16 protein-coding genes are annotated in these 17,680 nt (G+C 47.1%); 12 read left to right on the top strand and 4 right to left on the bottom strand.

Going from position 1 to position 17,680, the window contains the following annotated elements; translation table 11 throughout:
* The first annotated feature begins 56 nt into the window (after window positions 1–56).
* The 12 genes from CVU71_10505 to CVU71_10450 all read left to right on the top strand — a co-directional run bounded on the left by CVU71_10505 (window position 57) and on the right by CVU71_10450 (window position 14,002).
* A complete protein-coding gene (locus CVU71_10505) occupies window positions 57–1,190 on the top strand; it encodes a hypothetical protein (GenBank protein ID PKN17951.1) in 1,134 nt (377 codons plus the stop codon).
* Between the two features lie 54 nt (window positions 1,191–1,244).
* Window positions 1,245–3,485, top strand: a complete 2,241-nt coding sequence (locus CVU71_10500; protein PKN17950.1) for a hypothetical protein — start codon at window positions 1,245–1,247, stop codon at window positions 3,483–3,485.
* A 93-nt stretch (window positions 3,486–3,578) separates the two neighbouring features.
* Complete coding sequence (locus CVU71_10495; protein ID PKN17949.1) at window positions 3,579–4,685, top strand: hypothetical protein; 1,107 nt, start codon at window positions 3,579–3,581, stop codon at window positions 4,683–4,685.
* A 16-nt stretch (window positions 4,686–4,701) separates the two neighbouring features.
* The gene (locus CVU71_10490; protein PKN17948.1) at window positions 4,702–5,724 is read left to right on the top strand and encodes a hypothetical protein; all 1,023 of its coding nucleotides are present in this window, start codon (window positions 4,702–4,704) and stop codon (window positions 5,722–5,724) included.
* Between the two features lie 47 nt (window positions 5,725–5,771).
* A complete protein-coding gene (locus CVU71_10485; GenBank protein PKN17947.1) occupies window positions 5,772–6,782 on the top strand; it encodes a hypothetical protein in 1,011 nt (336 codons plus the stop codon).
* Window positions 6,760–7,914 (top strand): hypothetical protein, encoded by a 1,155-nt coding sequence (locus CVU71_10480; protein ID PKN17946.1) that lies wholly within the window; start codon window positions 6,760–6,762, stop codon window positions 7,912–7,914. Before CVU71_10485 ends, CVU71_10480 begins: the two co-directional genes overlap by 23 nt.
* A 153-nt stretch (window positions 7,915–8,067) precedes the next feature.
* Entirely contained in the window at window positions 8,068–9,090 is a 1,023-nt protein-coding gene (locus CVU71_10475; protein PKN17945.1) for a UDP-glucose 4-epimerase, read from the top strand.
* A complete protein-coding gene (locus CVU71_10470) occupies window positions 9,075–10,007 on the top strand; it encodes an NAD(P)-dependent oxidoreductase (GenBank protein PKN17944.1) in 933 nt (310 codons plus the stop codon). The genes CVU71_10475 and CVU71_10470 overlap by 16 nt, the downstream gene beginning before the upstream one ends.
* A 30-nt stretch (window positions 10,008–10,037) precedes the next feature.
* A complete protein-coding gene (locus CVU71_10465; protein PKN17943.1) occupies window positions 10,038–11,168 on the top strand; it encodes a UDP-N-acetylglucosamine 2-epimerase (non-hydrolyzing) in 1,131 nt (376 codons plus the stop codon).
* An 11-nt stretch (window positions 11,169–11,179) separates the two neighbouring features.
* Entirely contained in the window at window positions 11,180–12,418 is a 1,239-nt protein-coding gene (locus tag CVU71_10460; protein ID PKN17942.1) for a glycosyltransferase WbuB, read from the top strand.
* Between the two features lie 25 nt (window positions 12,419–12,443).
* The gene (locus tag CVU71_10455) at window positions 12,444–13,445 is read left to right on the top strand and encodes a UDP-glucose 4-epimerase (GenBank protein ID PKN18687.1); all 1,002 of its coding nucleotides are present in this window, start codon (window positions 12,444–12,446) and stop codon (window positions 13,443–13,445) included.
* A complete protein-coding gene (locus CVU71_10450) occupies window positions 13,439–14,002 on the top strand; it encodes a lipid carrier--UDP-N-acetylgalactosaminyltransferase (protein ID PKN17941.1) in 564 nt (187 codons plus the stop codon). Before CVU71_10455 ends, CVU71_10450 begins: the two co-directional genes overlap by 7 nt.
* 50 nt (window positions 14,003–14,052) lie before the next feature.
* On the opposite strand, the gene waaC is transcribed toward CVU71_10450, so the two are convergent.
* The 4 genes from waaC to CVU71_10430 are packed head-to-tail and all read right to left on the bottom strand — an operon-like array spanning window position 14,053 to window position 17,673.
* Window positions 14,053–15,084 (bottom strand): lipopolysaccharide heptosyltransferase I, encoded by a 1,032-nt coding sequence (gene waaC / locus CVU71_10445; GenBank protein PKN17940.1) that lies wholly within the window; start codon window positions 15,082–15,084, stop codon window positions 14,053–14,055.
* Window positions 15,081–15,668, bottom strand: a complete 588-nt coding sequence (locus tag CVU71_10440) for a D,D-heptose 1,7-bisphosphate phosphatase (GenBank protein ID PKN17939.1) — start codon at window positions 15,666–15,668, stop codon at window positions 15,081–15,083. The genes waaC and CVU71_10440 overlap by 4 nt, the downstream gene beginning before the upstream one ends.
* Before the next feature lie 6 nt (window positions 15,669–15,674).
* Window positions 15,675–16,862: a lipopolysaccharide heptosyltransferase II gene (gene waaF, locus CVU71_10435; protein PKN17938.1), complete on the bottom strand. Its 1,188-nt coding sequence runs from the start codon at window positions 16,860–16,862 to the stop codon at window positions 15,675–15,677.
* Window positions 16,780–17,673 carry a hypothetical protein gene (locus CVU71_10430; protein PKN17937.1) on the bottom strand — a complete coding sequence of 298 codons (894 nt, stop codon included), beginning with the start codon at window positions 17,671–17,673 and terminating at the stop codon, window positions 16,780–16,782. The genes waaF and CVU71_10430 overlap by 83 nt, the downstream gene beginning before the upstream one ends.
* Window positions 17,674–17,680 lie beyond the last annotated feature (7 nt).

The raw sequence follows: 17,680 nt of genomic DNA, 5'->3' as shown, positions 1-17,680 counted from the left end.
ATTCGACTGCTCCGCTTAGATCAGCCAGCCCCCCCATCAATCCTGAAAAAAGATAGATGAGCTCAACACAAAAAGAATTGGATAAGAATCTGACAGTCGTTCTCACGCTCAAAGACCGTGTGCCGTTTACATATAGATGGATGGCCTACGCCAATGAAAGCCGCTTTCCTTTTAAAATTCTCATAGCGGACGGCGGCCTGGATAAGCAGATAACTGAAATATTATCAAATAGAAGCAACTACCCCAACCTCGATTATGATTATATTCGATATCCTTATGACGAAACATATTCCATATATCATGCAAAAAAAGCTGATGTTTTGACAAAAGTTAAAACGCAGTTCGCCGTATTTACGGATAATGACGATTTTCTCATTTATGACGGTCTTCGTGAAGCTATGAAGTTTTTGACGGCAAACCGTGATTATTGTACCTGCAGAGGAGAGACGTATAGTTTTATTTTGAGTCCTGACTTAAATGCTCTTTACGGAAATGCAATCCAGTTTTCATTATACGAGGCTGCATCGCTTGAAGAAGAGAGGGCGTTAGAACGCATTTCCAGACACTTTGAAAAGTACTCAACTACATATTATGATGTCCATCGGATTGAAGACATCAGAGAAAATTTTAAAGCGTTACATGACTTTGATATAAAAGATGTGACCATCGCCGAACTATTAACAAGCTTTATGACGGTTGCATCAGGAAAAGTAAAGAAAATAGCTCATCCGTATCTTCTCAGGCAGTATCACATGAATACAAATTGCGCTAAAGAGGACATATTGGTTGATCGTTTTGACAGAATGCTTTTAGAATCCTGGTCGGATGATTTTACAGCATTTGTAAAGGCAGTTGCCGCAATCTGCGGGATCAGGGACAATATAAGTGTTGAAAGTGCGATTCAACATATAAAAAAAGGCTATCGCAGATTTATTGATCCGGTTATTTTAAATAGCATCTTGAAAAACACCATACAACAGCCGCCGCCTTCCAATACATCTATAAAATTATATCTATTCAAAAGTTATGAAGCACTTAAAGCTAAATTAACGGGTGCGGGAAAAGGCACGAAAATAAATCCGGATGCCAGGCAGGTTTTAAATCAAAATGATTTCTGTCCGGATTTGAATCATGATCAAGAAGTATCCCGTATCAGGGAATTTCTATTGAGCGGTTTTAAAAACACATGATGATAAAAAGCGTGAATTATTCTTACTTGCGCATTTAACCCGGATCAATTTCCGTTGATAGATATTCATCAGAAAGAAAAGTATAAATCGGAGATGGTTGAAAAACAAAATCCGTTTTCCCGCAAAATCCTGCTGATAAAACCCAATTACGGGTTTTTCCCGATCGGTCTGGCTTATGTCATGGCGGATATGGATAGAAATGGTATTCCTTTTGATTTTATAGATTCTTTTTTTCAAAAGGTAAATTATAAAAAACTTTTCGCTCAGAACGACTATCTGGCCGTGGCAACAGGCGGTCTTGTGGGTGACGCACCTTTCTTTCTTGAGTTAGCCGGGCGTATAAAAAAATACGGAGAAAGCATGCCGTTTATTCTGGGCGGTAACATTACCCAGTGCGTTAATCCGGATATTCTATTCGACCGTTTCGGGATAGACTATGCCGTGCTGGGAGAAGCGGAGACAGCCTTTGCCGGTTTATTACGCCGTCTGGAACGAAGCGAAAAATTTTTCGATGACCTTCCGGGCGTCATGTTTCGGGATAGAAAATCCGGAACAATCCACAGGAAAGCATCTTTAAGGCTGAATCTGGATTCAGATGATCGGGAACCTGCCTGGCATCATTTGGACATGGAGAAATATCTGCACAGCTGCCATCACAGCTTTCCCGGACGGACGTTTTTTCCTGTTATGACCGGACGCGGGTGTACGGGGCATTGTTCTTTTTGCCGGCCCACAATGGGACAATTCAGATCGCGAAAAATCAATAACATCCTCAAGGAGATGTGGAGGATGAGTGAAACATATGATTTTTCGGTTTTCGGCGTCATGACGGAAGTGCTGTTTGCCCACCATGAGGAAATTGTCGAATTCTGTCGGCGGTATTCAGCGGAAGGACCGCCGAAGGAATGGTTTTGCAGTCTCAGACTGGATGTGGATCCGGCTATCCTCAAGGTGATGAAAGAATCAGGTTGCATCGGTGTGTCCATCGGCGCGGAAAGCGGCTCCGATAAAATCCTCAAACGGATGAATAAGGGCGTTAACAGAAAAACTATTCAGACATTCCTTCATGAACTCAAAGCAACTAAAATGCCGCAGGAATGCAATGTGATGGTTGGGAGCGAGGGAGAAGGTGGGGAAGATTTGCGGGAAACATTCAATCTGCTGATCGAGGAAGAGATGTTTTCCAATATTAATCTGACAATTGCCTACCCCGGCACATTGATTTACAGACATGCCAGAGAAAAAAAAATTATCGAAGACGAGTATGAGTATTTAACAAAGCTGCAATACATTGGATTGGACGATGAACGCATTGCCGAAAAAAATTATTTAAATGTCAGTGATTTTCCCGGTACGGAAGACCTTCACAACGGGATTATGAAAGAAGTCCGGCGCTATCTGGGATTCCTTTCCGGCAGATTCAAATGTGATCTCCAACTGGAGGTTGCCGAAGGGGGTTATCAGTATTCTGCCCGGTGTCCCATCTGTAAAAAAAGCAGCGAAATCGGCAAGGAATTCGGGAACTGGAGATGGGACGGCCTTGTCATAAGATTGGTTTGTCCACACTGTTTCAATGTTTCATTTTCCAGGATTGGATCACCGGAATCAGTTGACAGGTTGAGTGAGGCATTGCAGGGGGTGGAGAAGGTCCTGATTCTGGGTACGGGCATGAACGCCAAAAGCATCCTGGCGTTCGGCCTTCCGGGGTTTGATATGAATAAAATCATCGGCTTTGTTGGTTCAGGCGGCACGCCAGAATCGAAAAAATTCTTTTTCTATCCTCAATATAGGCTGGGCGAAATCAAGGAGCTGAAACCAGACCTTGTTCTGATAACAGATATGTATTTCCAGGATGCCTGCGATTTGATGGCGACTGAAAATCTGGTCAATAAAGAAAGATTGTTGCCGTTAATGCCGGATGTGTTTCCTGAAAAATTACTGCAAAATAAAAAGATTCTGTTGATGGGTGCGGGTCGCTGTCTTCATTACATTATGGAAAAATTAAGAACCATAGATGGATGTATCATTGCCGGGGCTGTTGATGATAAACAGATCGGAAAAAAGAATCCGTCGGGGGTTGATATTCTTCCGGTGAGCGCGATATTCTCCAATGATTGGGATGTTATGATTAATATCTCGAACAGCAGGCTTTCCAATGTCCTGTTGATGCGATTATTCATCAATAAATTCATTCTTCGCCAGCAGAAGATCATTCTGGAAAGACATAAACATCCACGCTTGAATATCAGTTTATGGAAGCCCCATAATTATCTGAATAGAAAGTTGCTGATTTGAGAAGATACGGTTACCCATTATGGATAGAATGAACATCATTCAGTTGACTGGTTGCCATCTCTTTGGTAAGTATTTAATAATCCGGGGAAATTAATGAGGTCTATGCAAAACGAATTTGATAAGAATTTAACGGTCATTCTCACGCTCAAAGACCGTGTGCCATTTACCTATCGGTGGATGGCTTACGCCAACGAAAGCCGCTTTCCCTTTAAGATACTCATCGCGGACGGTGGATCAGACAAGAAAATTACCGAAGTCTTATCCAGCGCGAATACCTATCCTCATCTGGATTATGAGTATATCCGTTACCCTTATGATGCGACCTATTTAATTTATCATGAAAAGAAAGTGGATGTTTTATCCAGAGTAAAAACACCCTTTGTTGTTTTTGCAGATAATGATGATTTTTATATCGTTGATGGTCTCCGCCAATCGGTGAAATTTCTTTCGGAAAACAATGACTATAAAACATGCAAAGGACAAGTGTATGCGTTTACCATTGCGCCGGATGCAAACGGAGCTTATGGAAGCATTGATCGCTGCCTCGTGCAATCAGCGGTTTCCCTTGAGGAGGATAAGGCTTCAGACCGTATTATATCGCACTTCGCAGCGTATTCAACAACCTACTACGACGTCCATCACATTGAAGATGTTAGATGCTATTTTGATGCGTTACGTGATTTATATCCCAAAGATGTAACGATTGCTGAACTCTTAACGAGCCTGATGGCTGTTGCATCAGGAAAAATCAAAACACTTTCCGTCCCGTATCTTCTCCGGCAGCACCATTTTAATACAAACTGCACCAGGGAGGACTCGTTAATGGATCGTTTTGACAGAGTCCTTTTGGAATCATGGTCGGATGATTTTGTGAACTTCAACAATGCGGTCGCTTCAATTATATCTGCTCAAGACGGCATCAGTCTGGAAGATGCCATGAATAATATTAAGAAGGGGTATCGAAAATATATTGCCCCCGTCTTAATAAATGACTTGTTGAAAGAAGTTGACAATAATTATGTGTTTGCTTCGGGTGCGGATCTTGTGCTGACAAAGCAGCATTACCCGTCTTACGCCTACAGAAGGATTAAATCGTATCTTGAACGGAAATGGAGGCAGAAAAAACTATATTCCGAGTTAATGAAAAATCAAGAGGTGCTGCGAGTTCGAGATTTCTTAATAAAAGGAAGGCCGGACTAATCATGTCCGGTTTGAAATGAAAGAAATAATGTCTTTTCAAATTCAAAAGAAAGAAATAAAGTATCCCTTCATCGGTATTTACGATTTTTCTTATGCGCCTTACGCGCTGGGAGATGCGTTTACCTGGCAGGTTAATGTGGCGATTGGAGCGCTGGATAAAGGCATCGATACTGTGATTCACAGCCTGGTTGTTGATCCGCGAAGGCCCTCCGGTCGTCTTCAACCACACATTAACCGGGAAAACTACAGGGACTATATATCCAATTTATTCCCGGCTTTTTTATGCAATCCGCTGGAGATGTCGTTGAAGCTGTTTGCCAACAGACACGCTTTTGACTATTATTTGTTGAAGAAAGTTTTAAGCGGGTTTCACACGTGGCCAAACCTGTTAATCCATACCATGGAGCAGCTGGATTACTATTCCCATAAAAAAATCGATAAATTCTTTCAGGAAAATCATTATATTCCCCGATTAAAAACACCGCGGGGTTATGAAAACAGCATGGATGATTTTCTGAAGGAGCACTGCAGCGGACGCTTTCTGGTCTCTGTAAACATCAGGCAGCGGGCAAATTATGCCGATTTAGGCTTTGCAGGGCAGGCGTCAGGGGTTATCCGCCGGGATTCGCCATTGCACGAATGGTATCGTTTCTTTAAAGTGGTCCGTAAAAAATATCCGGATGTGTTGTTCCTTGCTTTCGGTGGGTATGCGGAATGGGAAAAGGAATTATATACATTTGAAAATGTGTTGATTCCCAGAGCGATGGGATATAATCTCGCTCATGAAATTACGCTGTTTCATCAGACGGATCTTTTTATGGGCACATCCAGCGGCTTTTCCGCCCTGGCAACTTTCAGTGAAATTCCCTATATCATCACCAATTTTGACCATGCTGCGGCCAAGTATGTCGATCTGCCCATCGGAGCTCTGTCCTACCCATTTGCACTGGACAATCAGATTATCAGTTGGGAAAAAGAAACAGTTGAATTACTGCTGTCTTTATTTGAACCCACGTATCAGATGCTGAAAACACAATGAATATCTTTACAACAATAGTAACTACGAGCCGGAAATGGTGGCATCGGTTGCTGCAGACAGCCCGGGTAATCTATGTCGTTAGGCCGGGGGCTCTTCTGATAAAAAATTCCATCAGAACGGTTATTTCTATGATTTTGAGATTTGATGAAATCTCGAATCACCCGCTCCATACCGGAGAAATTTACATCATAAAGGACTCTCCGCAATGTGTCAGAGACGCAATGATCGCCTTAGACCAGATGATCGGCAGCCTTGGGTCTCCCGAAGCCATTCTGGATCAACTTCACATTTACCTTGGCGAGGAGAATCAATATCAGCAGTTTGCTGAGCTTTTTTCATGTCTACAGTTGTACCCGTCAGTCAGAGATATAGAATTTCACCGGATGCCGCTGCTGCTGATGCGTGAGCATGCGGAAAAGTTTATTCGAAAAGATAATATGAATGTTTCAGATGAATTACTGGTTGTCTTTGATCAAAAATTTCTTTATCGGCAGGACATAAAACGTATCCACGGGAACTGCACACGGCTTCATGTGAATTTGCGGGTCTGGGCGAAAAATATTATCAAAATGCATTCGCCCCTGACGTTCTTGGTGGCAATGGACATGGGTGGTTTCTCTGCTTTTTCATCATCTCAGTGGCGGGATTTTTTTCTGAAGGCGTGGCAGGACTTCCCTTGGATTCACTTTATCCTGTTTGACAAGGCAATTGCGGCTAAAGAAGATTTTCAAACCGGGCTGCCGAATATCACGGTGACAAAAAGCTTAGGATACAATTTCATTGAAGAGTACGCGCTTTGTCAATTATCCGACATGTATATGGGCTCTTTTAGCAAGTATGCCATGGCAGTGATCGGCCGCGAAAAACCTTTTTATATAACCGGAGAGAATGATCATGAAGCTGGTGCTGAGTATTGGAAGTCCGGTGCCATGATACGGATCGGGCAAAAAAATGATCCGCCTGGCCGTGTTCATGTGCCGGCGTCGGCGGATTTATATGAACAGTTCCGTCATTTTTATACATGTGTAAGAGCCTATGATCAAGAGCGTTCTTCGTAAGGTTGCAGGCCCCCTGGCGCGCCGCTCCGGGCGCCTGATGCGTTTTTGGGTATGGGCTGTTTCATCATGGCGGCTGTTTCGTTTCGTTGCCTGGGTCCTTCCCACGTCTCAGGAAGGCGAACGGAGATTATTGGTCGTTTATGATTTGTCCTACCAGCCATACAGCATCGGCGACATCATCCATGTCCAGGAAGCCGCGCTGGCGCTTCGCGAAACGCACGGCGTTGGGATGATCGATTTCGCGATGGTCTATGACCATCATAATCCGTCACCCGTTGATGAGGCTTACGCCGGCATCAACCGGGACAATGTCCATCACTATCTTTCTTCCCTGCTGCCGGTCCTTCAGGTCAATTCATTTCTCGGATCCGTCATGATTTTTAATTCACATGCGCAACTGGAAAAATATGTAGCGGACAATGAAAGTCGTTATGTGGTCTGGCCTTCGGCAGGGAAATACGCGTCCGGCATTTACTTGAATTACGTCATTTTTAATGAAGTGTTGTATGACTACTATCAAATCCATGGTTCTATCCCGCGGTTGGAGTGCCGACCCTTTTTGCGGGATGCGGCCCTTGATTTTTTCTATCATCACGTGTGGCCGGATATTCCGGTTACCGTCCAGATGCGCAATAATCCATCTTATGGTACCCATCGGAACGCGCACATAGACAGCTGGATAGAATTTTTTAACGGATGCCGGAACAGATATCCTGTAAAATTCGTTGTAATCTGTGCTCTTTCTGAAGTAGACAGCAGACTCCGCGAATGCTCAAATGTGATCATCGCCAAAGATCGGTACACGAATCTTGAACTGGAACTGGCCATGATTCACGAGTCGGCTCTGCACATGGGATCATCCTCCGGTATGGCCACGATGGCGGAATTCAACGACAAGCCCTATCTGATTGTGAATACGGACATCAATCTCGAACGATACAAAGAGATGGTCAGGGACGATAATTTTGTGCGGTTCTTTTTCGCCAGCCCCTTTCAACGGTTTTCTTTCGGGCAGGAGACATCGGAACTTCTTGCCGGGCAGTTTGAAAGGATGATGTCAACAATAGACACAGGGGAATGGTGGTCGCCGGAAACGATCGCGAAGCACAAAAAGCAAAATGTTTTGACATGATTAAAGGACGAAGTGTTTTGAATAATGGGGATAGGATGAAGGCTGCAAAATTAACGGTTGATTTTTATGGCGCAGTGTTTTTTCACGATTTCTCAGGGACCAGGCGCTGTTGGAACAGTAAGAAGCGCTGATTTTGCTTTTAGGAGATGAAAGATGTTTAAAGGTAAAAACATTCTGATCACCGGCGGCACCGGTTCATTTGGCAATGCTGTCTTAAAACGATTTCTCAACACCGATATTAAGGAAATCCGTGTTTTCAGTCGGGATGAGAAAAAACAGGAAGACATGCGTATTGAACTGAATAATCCGAAGGTGAAGTTTTATATCGGGGATGTCCGCCATTACGACAGCTTGAATTTTGCTATGGATGGCGTCGATTTTATTTTTCATGCCGCTGCCTTGAAGCAGGTTCCGTCCTGTGAATTTTATCCGATGGAAGCGGTCAGAACCAATATTCTGGGTGCGGAGAACGTTTTAAATGCCGCGCTGGCTAATCACGTAAAAAAAGTAATTGTGTTGAGCACGGATAAAGCGGTTTATCCGATTAATGCCATGGGGATCTCGAAAGCCATGATGGAAAAACTGATGGTGGCGAAAACCAGAACAATAGGCAACAACAAAACGGTATTTTGCGGCACGCGTTATGGAAATGTCATGGCATCCCGGGGGTCCATTATTCCGCTGTTCATCAAGCAAATCAAGGAGGGAAAGCCGCTGACCGTAACAGATCCTAAGATGACGAGATTTCTGATGTCTTTGGATGATGCGGTGGATTTGGTGGTATATGCTTTTCAGCATGCCCGGCAGGGTGATATATTTGTTCAAAAAGCCCCTGCCTGTACGATTCATGATCTGGCGATGGCGTTAAAAAAGATATTTAAAAGCGATAATGACATAAAGATTATCGGAACGCGGCATGGCGAAAAGCTTTATGAGACGCTGCTGACCCGGGAAGAGCTTGCCAAGGCCGAAGAACTTGAACATTATTTCAGAATTATTCCAGATGACCGCGATCTGAATTACAACAAATATTTTACCGAAGGTACGGAACAGATATCCAGGATGGACGATTATAATTCACATAATACGCACAGGCTTGCCGTTGATGAGGTGACGGAAAAATTGCTGAGATTAGATTATATTCAACAGGAACTTGCCTCATGGGATATCAAGTGAATAAGGCCGAACGCATACTGATTACAGGCGGGGGGGGGGCGCTCGGTCACAAGCTTTGGCAAAGACTGCCGGAAAAATTCCCCGATACCTATGTTTCCATACGAAAAGCAAAAACCTATTACGAAAATTGCAATTTGTTTTACGGGACCAATGTTATTGAATGTCTTGATCTTCGCGATTTTAAACAACTGGCAGCCGTCCTCAAAGACATTCGCCCCTCGGTCATTATAAATTGTGCCGGCGTAACGCTGCGGAGCCAAGAGGCGGATGATAAACTCTCTAATATTGCCGTCAACGCCTTGCTTCCGCATGTGCTGGCCAAATGGTGTGCTGAAAATGCCGCCCGGCTCATTCATTTCAGCACCGTCTGTGTTTTTGAAGGCAAGTCGGGAAATTATGACGAGAATAGTCCTCCGGATGCGCGGGATCTTTACGGGATGACAAAGGCGCTCGGTGACGTCCAATCACCTAACGCCCTGACGATCAGATCTTCTTTTATCGGCCGCGAAATCTTCGGCGGCACGGAACTTCTTGAATGGTTCCTGGCCAGGGAGGGCCAGCGGGTGAGCGGCTACAGTAAAGCGTTGTTTACCGGTCTTACCACGAACCGCCTTGCCGAGCTGGTGAGCGAACTGATAGAGAAATTTCCGGATCTGCATGGATTGTACCACGTTTCCAGCGAAACAGTTTCCAAATATGACCTGCTTCATCTGATGAAAGAAGCCTATAAAATTGACATTGAAATAGATCGTGACGATCAATTTGAATGCAAACGTAATCTCAACGGTGAAAAATTTGTCAGGGCCACGGGTTTTAAATGCCCATCCTGGCGCCGGATGATGTTGGACATGGCCGCCGATCAAACGCCCTACGAGCAATGGCAGTCTCACAACAAAAATGAAGTCCTGCCGGGATAATCAGGACGGCAGAATGCAAGGAGAATTTATATGGCTTTAAAAGTGATGACGATAGTCGGTACCCGGCCTGAGATCATAAAACTGAGCCGCGTGGTGTATGAATTGGAAAAACATCTGGAGCATATGCTGGTGCATACGGGGCAGAATTATGACTACGAATTAAACGAGATATTTTTCAAGGAGATGGGGATTCGCAAGCCCGACCATTTCCTTAATTCGGTAGGTAAAACGCTGGCACAGACGATCGGTAATATTATAGCGAAATCTGATGAGGTCATGGGAAAAGAAAAACCGGATGCCGTTTTGCTTTACGGTGATACCAACAGCTGCCTCTCAGTTATATCGGCCAAACGGCGCAAGATACCTATTTTCCATATGGAGGCGGGAAACCGATCCTTTGATCTGAGGGTGCCGGAAGAAATCAACCGGAAAATTGTTGACCACACCAGTGATATCAATATGACCAATACCGAGCATGCCCGCCGTTATCTGCTGGCGGAGGGGATAAAGCCGGAAACGGTGATTAAGAGCGGTTCCCCGATGAAGGAGGTGCTGGATTATTACCTGCCTCAAATTGAGTCCTCTGACGCGTTGAACAGACTCCAGGTAAAAAAAGGAGAATACTTTGTCGTAAGTGCACATCGCGAAGAAAACGTGGATAGCAAAGATAATTTTGCCAATCTTCTCGCCTCCCTGAATGCCATTGCGGCGAAATATGGCCGTCCCATCATCTTTTCCACTCATCCCCGTACGAGAAAGCGGCTGGAGGATATGGGTTCCGGCGGTTTTAACCCGCATATTCATTTTCTGAAACCGCTTGGATTCTTCGATTACGTGAAGTTGCAGATGAACGCCGCCTGCGTCATTTCCGACAGCGGCACCATTACCGAGGAGTCGACCATTCTTAATTTCCCGGCGGTTACCATTCGTCAGGCCCATGAGCGGCCCGAAGGGATGGATGAGGGGACCCTGATCATGTGCGGGTTGCAGGCTGAGTCGGTTATCGATGCGATTGATGTCGTAACCTGCCAGCAGGCGTTATCGTCCCGGCCATTCAGACTGGTGTCGGATTACGATACGGATAATGTCTCCCGGAAAGTTCTGCGGATCATCCTGAGCTATACCGACTATGTCAACCGGACGGTATGGAAGAAGCAGTGAATATGTAGTTGATGAAAATTCTGATAATATCCCAGTATTTCTGGCCGGAAAACTTTCGCATCAATGACTTGGGTGCCGGTCTGGTGGAAAGGGGCCACGAGGTGACGGTTCTTACCGGGATACCGAACTATCCTGACGGACACTTTTTCCCCGGCTACAGCCTGTTCAGGAACCTTCGACAGGATTACTGCGGTGTAAGAATAATACGCGTTCCATTAATAGCGCGCGGCGCAGGCGGCCGATTACGTTTGATGCTCAATTATGCGTCATTTGCTTTTTTCGCAAGCATGATGGCGCCTTTTTTTTGCCGCGGGAACTTCGATGTAATATTGGTTTATGAGCCTTCACCGGTAACCGTCGGTATTCCGGCGGTGGTACTGAAAAAGCTGAAGGGGATTCCCCTCTTTTTCTGGGTGCAGGATTTATGGCCGGAAAGTCTATCCGCTACGGGCGCTGTCCATTCGCGGACAATTCTTGATGGCGTCAAGAGGCTGGTAAGATTTATTTATGAACGCTGCGACAGGATATTGGTGCAATCCACTGCCTTTATCCCCATGATAGAAGAATATCGGGTTGCCCCCGGGAGGATTATCTACTTCCCCAACAGCGTTGAAAAAATATACAAACCGATGCCTGCAGAATCGGGTTTTGAGGGGCTGCAGCGATTACCTTCCGGCTTTCGAATCATGTTTGCCGGCAATATCGGCGCCGCTCAGGATTTTGAATCCATTCTTGCTGCTGCAGTAAAACTTCGGGAGTATAAAGACATCCAGTGGATTATTCTGGGTGACGGCCGTTCGCGACGTTGGGTAGAAGGGCAGATTGCAAAGCAGGGGATCTCCGATTGCTTCCATCTGCTGGGCAGACACCCGATGGAAACCATGCCCTATTATTTTTCATTTGCCGATGTTCTGTTGGTCACCCTGAAAAGAGATCCGATCTTTGCATTAACCATTCCCGCAAAAATTCAATCCTACATGGCTTGTGGGAAACCGATTATAGCCGCTCTTGACGGGGAAGGCGGCCGTCTGGTTTCGGAATCCGGCGCAGGTTTGTCTTCGCCTGCCGAGGATGCCGATGCCCTGGCCGCTGCTGTGCTTGCCATGTATCAAATGCCGAGGGACCAAAGAGAAAAAATGGGCAAATGCGGCATTCATTATTGTGTGGAAAATTTTGACAGAGACATGCTGATGACGAAATTGGAAGGCTGGATGCAGGACGTGGCCCACGGACGTAAAACCGGAAATTGACTTTTTGAGCAGATTCGATCAGCGCATGCAAAAAATCTTAGTAACGGGCGCCACGGGCGCCGTTGGCCCGCGCGTTGTCACTGCGTTGTGCAATGCGGGCTACCGCGTTCGCACCTTGTCGATTGATCCACCCCGGGTTGGTTTATGGCCCGAAGGTGTAGAAGTTGTTATTGGCGACGTAACGGATGCTGCGGCCGTTCAAGCCGTCGTTTGTGACATTGATTCGGTTATTCATCTGGCGGCTCTGCTGCATATTGTAAATCCGCCGCCCGCCCTGCAAAAGAAATACGAACGGATTAATGTGGGAGGGACGGCTACGGTCGTTGAGGCAGCTTTGCAGTCGCGAGTCAGGCGCATTATTTATTTCAGTACCATTGCCGTTTATGGATCCACGCACGGCCGGATTGTTACCGAAGAGACCCCGCCTCATCCGGATACTTTTTATTCACAGACCAAGCTTGCGGCGGAAAGAATTGTGCTGAATGCCAGAGATGTGGATGGCAGGCGGATGGGGACTGTTTTGCGTCTGGGTGCGATTTACGGTTCAGGAATTAAAGGGAATTATGAACGTCTTTTACAATCTCTGGCGAGAGGCCGTTTCCTGCCGGTCGGGGATGGTTCCAACAGACGCACATTGGTTTATGATGAGGATGTGGCGCGCGCTGCTGTGCTGGCTTTACAGCATTCCGCCGCCGCCGGAAAAATCTTCAACGTTTCTGACGGTGAATTTCACACTTTAAATGATATTATTTCCAGCATGTGTCAGGCTTTGGACAGGAAATTGCCCCGTCTGTCATTGCCGGTTGGTCCGGTGCGCTTTGCAGCCGGCCTTGTTGAAGATCTGGCGAAGATCGCCGGCATTAAACCGCCTATCGTGCGTGCGACTGTTGATAAATATACGGAGGATGTGGCGGTGGACAGCCGGCGCATTCAGTATGAACTTGGTTTTGTGCCGCAATATGATTTGTCGACCGGTTGGCAAAATGCTGTTCGGGAAATGAGACAGTCAGGAACGTTGCCGTGTTAAAAAGATTATTGGATATTGCGATAGCGTTTGTTGCCCTTTGTTTTTTTTCTCTGCCTCTGCTGGCTGTATCGTTTCTGGTAAAGTCTACCTCCAGGGGGCCCGTTATTTACTGGTCCGACAGGGTTGGCAAAGACAACGTGATATTCAGAATGCCCAAATTTCGCACCATGCGCACAGATACGCCTGCTGTAGCAACGCATCTTTTGAATGATCCTGATGTGTATCTGACGCCCATCGGCAAGTTTTTGCGAAAATCAAGTCTCGATGAATTGCCTCAATTATGGAGTGTCATCAAAGGAGACATGAGTTTTGTCGGGCCCCGCCCGGCATTGTTTAATCAGGATGATTTGATCGCGCTGCGAACTCAAAAAGGCGTGCATCGTTTAATGCCGGGTGTTACCGGATGGGCGCAAATTAACGGACGTGACAACCTTCCCATTCCGGTTAAGGTTGATTTTGATGTCCATTACCTTAATAATTGTTCAATGAAATTGGACTTAAAAATACTTTTTCTAACGCTGTTCAAGGTGTTGCGCCGTGAAGGGGTGACTCATTAATAATGATTTCATGTTGCGGGAGTTTTTGATTGCGGGGTTAAAGCATTCGGTCATGGCATCTGCCGCAGCTTTATGATCAGCGCATTTAAAACCTGTTCTTCCGTAATGTCCTTCATGCATTGTGTGGTTGAACATTTTTTCAGCAGGCAAGGACTGCACGACAGGCCGGAGCGAACAACGGAATGACCTGCCCCGTATGGCCCTGTTCTTGCCGGATCGGTCGGACCAAAAAGAGCGATGACCGGTGTGCCCACGGCCGCCGCCAGATGCATGGGGCCGGAATCGGTCGTGATAACCGCACAAGCGTTTTTATATATTTCAGCCAGCGTAAGCAGGCTGGTTTGCCCTCCCAGATTTATCCCTCCCTTTGTCATGCGCGACAGGATATCTGCCGCGTCTGCCTGGTTGCTTCCCGTAAAAACCACATCCAGTTTTAATTTCTCCTGAATCAAATCCGCGAGTCGTGCAAATTTTTCATTGTTCCAGAGTTTGGTTTCCCAGAAGGCAATGGGATTGACGGCGATGTATTGCTTTGCTTTCAGGCGGCAGGCATTCAGCAGCCGCTCTGCGTCCGACTTTGTTTTGTCCGTCAGCGGCAGTGTAAATTCGACTTGGTCCGTTTTTGCTCCAAGATACCGTGCAAAATCCAGGTACCGGTCAACGGCATGCTTATTCATATCTTCCGGAATTTTTTCGTTCAGAAACAATCCGCTCAGTTCCTGCCAAGAATCATAACCCAGTTTTCTTTTTCCTCGGCTCAAAAATACGATGACCGAACTTTTCAGCAGCCCGTGAAAATCGATGACGATATCATATTGACGTTGACGCAGTTGCTTCACGAAAGAACGGATTTCGCGCCAGGTTGACGGGAATTTCCCCGCTTTAATATCTTTGATCCAGCTTTTTCGCCGGGAAATCAAGACCTCATCCAGGCAGGGATGATGGATGACCAGATCGGACGCCGCTTCTTCCACCGCCCAGGTTATATGCGCGTCCGGGAAAAGACGACGCAATGCGGTCAGCGACGGCAGGGTATGAATGACGTCGCCGATGGCGCTCAGTTTGACAATCAGGATATTCATTGCCGGCTCCTCAATATCCAGCGGACCGCCTCAAGAATGTCCTCCGCAATAAACTCGGGTTTTCCCGCCGGTGTTTCCTCGTCGGGACCGGCGTTGGCGAGCACATCCGCACCATAGCCTGTTTTAACCAGCACGCCTTTTACCCCGGCCCGGTGAGCGGCCTCCATGTCGCGATACCGGTCACCAATCATGTAAGATGAGGATAAGTCGATGTTCATTTCTCGCGCCGCCTGCAATAGCAGCCCGGGCGCAGGCTTGCGGCAATCGCAAATTCTGCGGTAGGCGGAAGAACCTTCCGTCGGATGATGCGGGCAGTAATAGAACGCGTTGATGGCCGCGCCTTTTTGTTTGAGTTCCGTCTGCAAAAGCTCGTGCGTCTGCCCTACGAATGCTTCGGTTATGAGGCCTTTGGCAATCGCCGCCTGATTGGTGATGACGACGGCCTGCAACCCGCTGAGATTGATTAAACGGATCGCCTCAAAAGCGGCCGGAATGATTCTGAACTTATTCAGATTTTCAATATATCCGACTTCCTCATTAATGGTTCCGTCGCGGTCCAGAAATATGGCGATGCTTTTTCCCATAAAGGCTCAACTTTTCTTCACTAACGTGCTGGCCGCCGCGGCAACATCGTCGGCGGTGATCTCCGTCATGCAGCGGAAATCCGTCGGGCACGTTTCCTTCAAGCAGGGACTGCATGACACCGGCTTCCGCACCAGGACGGTCTTTTCGCCGGCGGGTGATGTGGTCACCGGATTGGTGGAACCGAAAATGGCAACGGTGGGAATATTCAGAGCGCCGGCCACATGCATTAACCCGGAATCATTGCTGATAAATAACCGGCATTGCGATATGAGATAAACCGCTTCGCGCAGAGTCGTTTTGCCGGCCAGATTCAGCATGCCGGTTTGTGACTGTTTCCGGACCTGTTCGGCCGTTTCCCAGTCGGGCTGGCCGCCGAAGAGGACGACTTGAGCGTTTAAATCCCGGCTGAGGCAATCCCCGGCCAGGGCAAATCTTTCCGGCAGCCATCGTTTGGCCGGTCCGTAAGTTGCCCCCGGTGCAATGCCCATAATGGTTTTGCCGCTTTCCGGCACATACTGCTGCAAAATTTCCTTCGCGGTTGCGGAAGAGATGCAGGTTTCCATGTGCATGGTGCGATCAACATTTGCACAACCAAGGGCCTTCACCATTTCCAGATAATAATCAATCTGATGAACCTTCAGGATTTCCCTGGTGCGGCGTATCGCGTGTGTCAGCAAAAGACCGCGTCCGTCGGAATTGTAGCCGGCGCGTACGCCGATGCCTGCAACCACGGCGATAATCGCCGCTTCAATGGCGTTTTGGAGCAGAATGGCAGCGTCAAACTTTTTTCGCCTGAGCTCATAAGCCAGACGAAGGACGCCCGGGAGATTCTGAAATTTCTGCTCATAAGGAATGATTTCATCGGCTGCTGAAAACAGTTTATAGATATCCGTCACTGGCGGTTTGGCGAGAATGGCCAGATGAGCCTTCGGATAGGCCGCGCGCACGGAGGCGACCGCAGGCAACGTCATGATGGCGTCTCCGATCCAGTTGGTGCCGCGGAGCAATATTCTGTCGAGGCCGCTCTTGGGTAATTTTTTTTTGTTTTTCAGTATCAAGGATTTTTCCCCGTATCTTGCATCTCGTGAATCGCAAACCACGACATACGCTTCATGAATTTCTTTCGGCCTGGCAGGGCTTTGTTTTCCATCGCTGATGCACCCAGAGCCATTGATGCGGGTATTGGCGAACATGATCTTCAATGACTTTCGTATAGTTTTGCGTGTTGATCCGGACGTCCTGATCCCGGTCGCCGGTGTTGACCGTTTCCACTTTCGGACCGATCTCGGTTACGTATTTGCCGTCGGGCATGCGGGTTGTGAATATTGGCAGAACCGCTGCGCCGGTATGCAGCGCTAGAAGGGCGATGCCTGTTGTCGTGCAGGCCGTTCGTCCGAAATAATCAACGAAGACCCCTTCATAGACGGCGACATTCTGATCGATCAGTAATTTAACGGCTTCTCCTTTTTTTAACAGGCGAAGCAGCGGCCGCATGGCGTTTTCCTTGTGGATATTGCCGATTCCCAGGGTGGCGCGCACATAAGTGCTGCCCTCCTCCAGAAAAGCGCTGTCCAGAATACGGGCCATGAAGACCGGCGGCTTGGATAATATCGCCAGCGCGGCGTTGCCGACTTCCCAACTGCCGAAATGAGCGCTGAAAAGCAAAACCCCTTTGCCTTCGCGGCAGGCTGCTTCGTAATGCTCCAGCCCCTTGATGGAGACCAGGCGATGAATATTGTCCTTATTCACGTTCAGCAGATCGGGAAATTCCAGCATGGACAAGATAAAGTTTTCGTTGGAGGCTTTGACGATATTCAGTATGTCGTCCAGCGATTTCTCGGGAAATGCCCTGATCAGATTATGAATCGCGATCAACCGGTGCTTGGGCGACAGATAATACATCAATCTGGACAACAAAAAAGCGGCAGATCGTTTGACCCAATGAGGCGTCAGGCGATTGGCGACAATTGCAATCTTTATGTTAAACGTTTTTTCTGGTTCCATTTGCCGG

Source organism: Deltaproteobacteria bacterium HGW-Deltaproteobacteria-6, assembly GCA_002840435.1.
Taxonomy (GTDB): Bacteria; Desulfobacterota; Syntrophia; order Syntrophales; family Smithellaceae; genus UBA8904.
The sequence above is the reverse complement of the archived record's forward strand: the minus strand, read 5'-3'. Positions and strand labels throughout refer to the sequence as shown.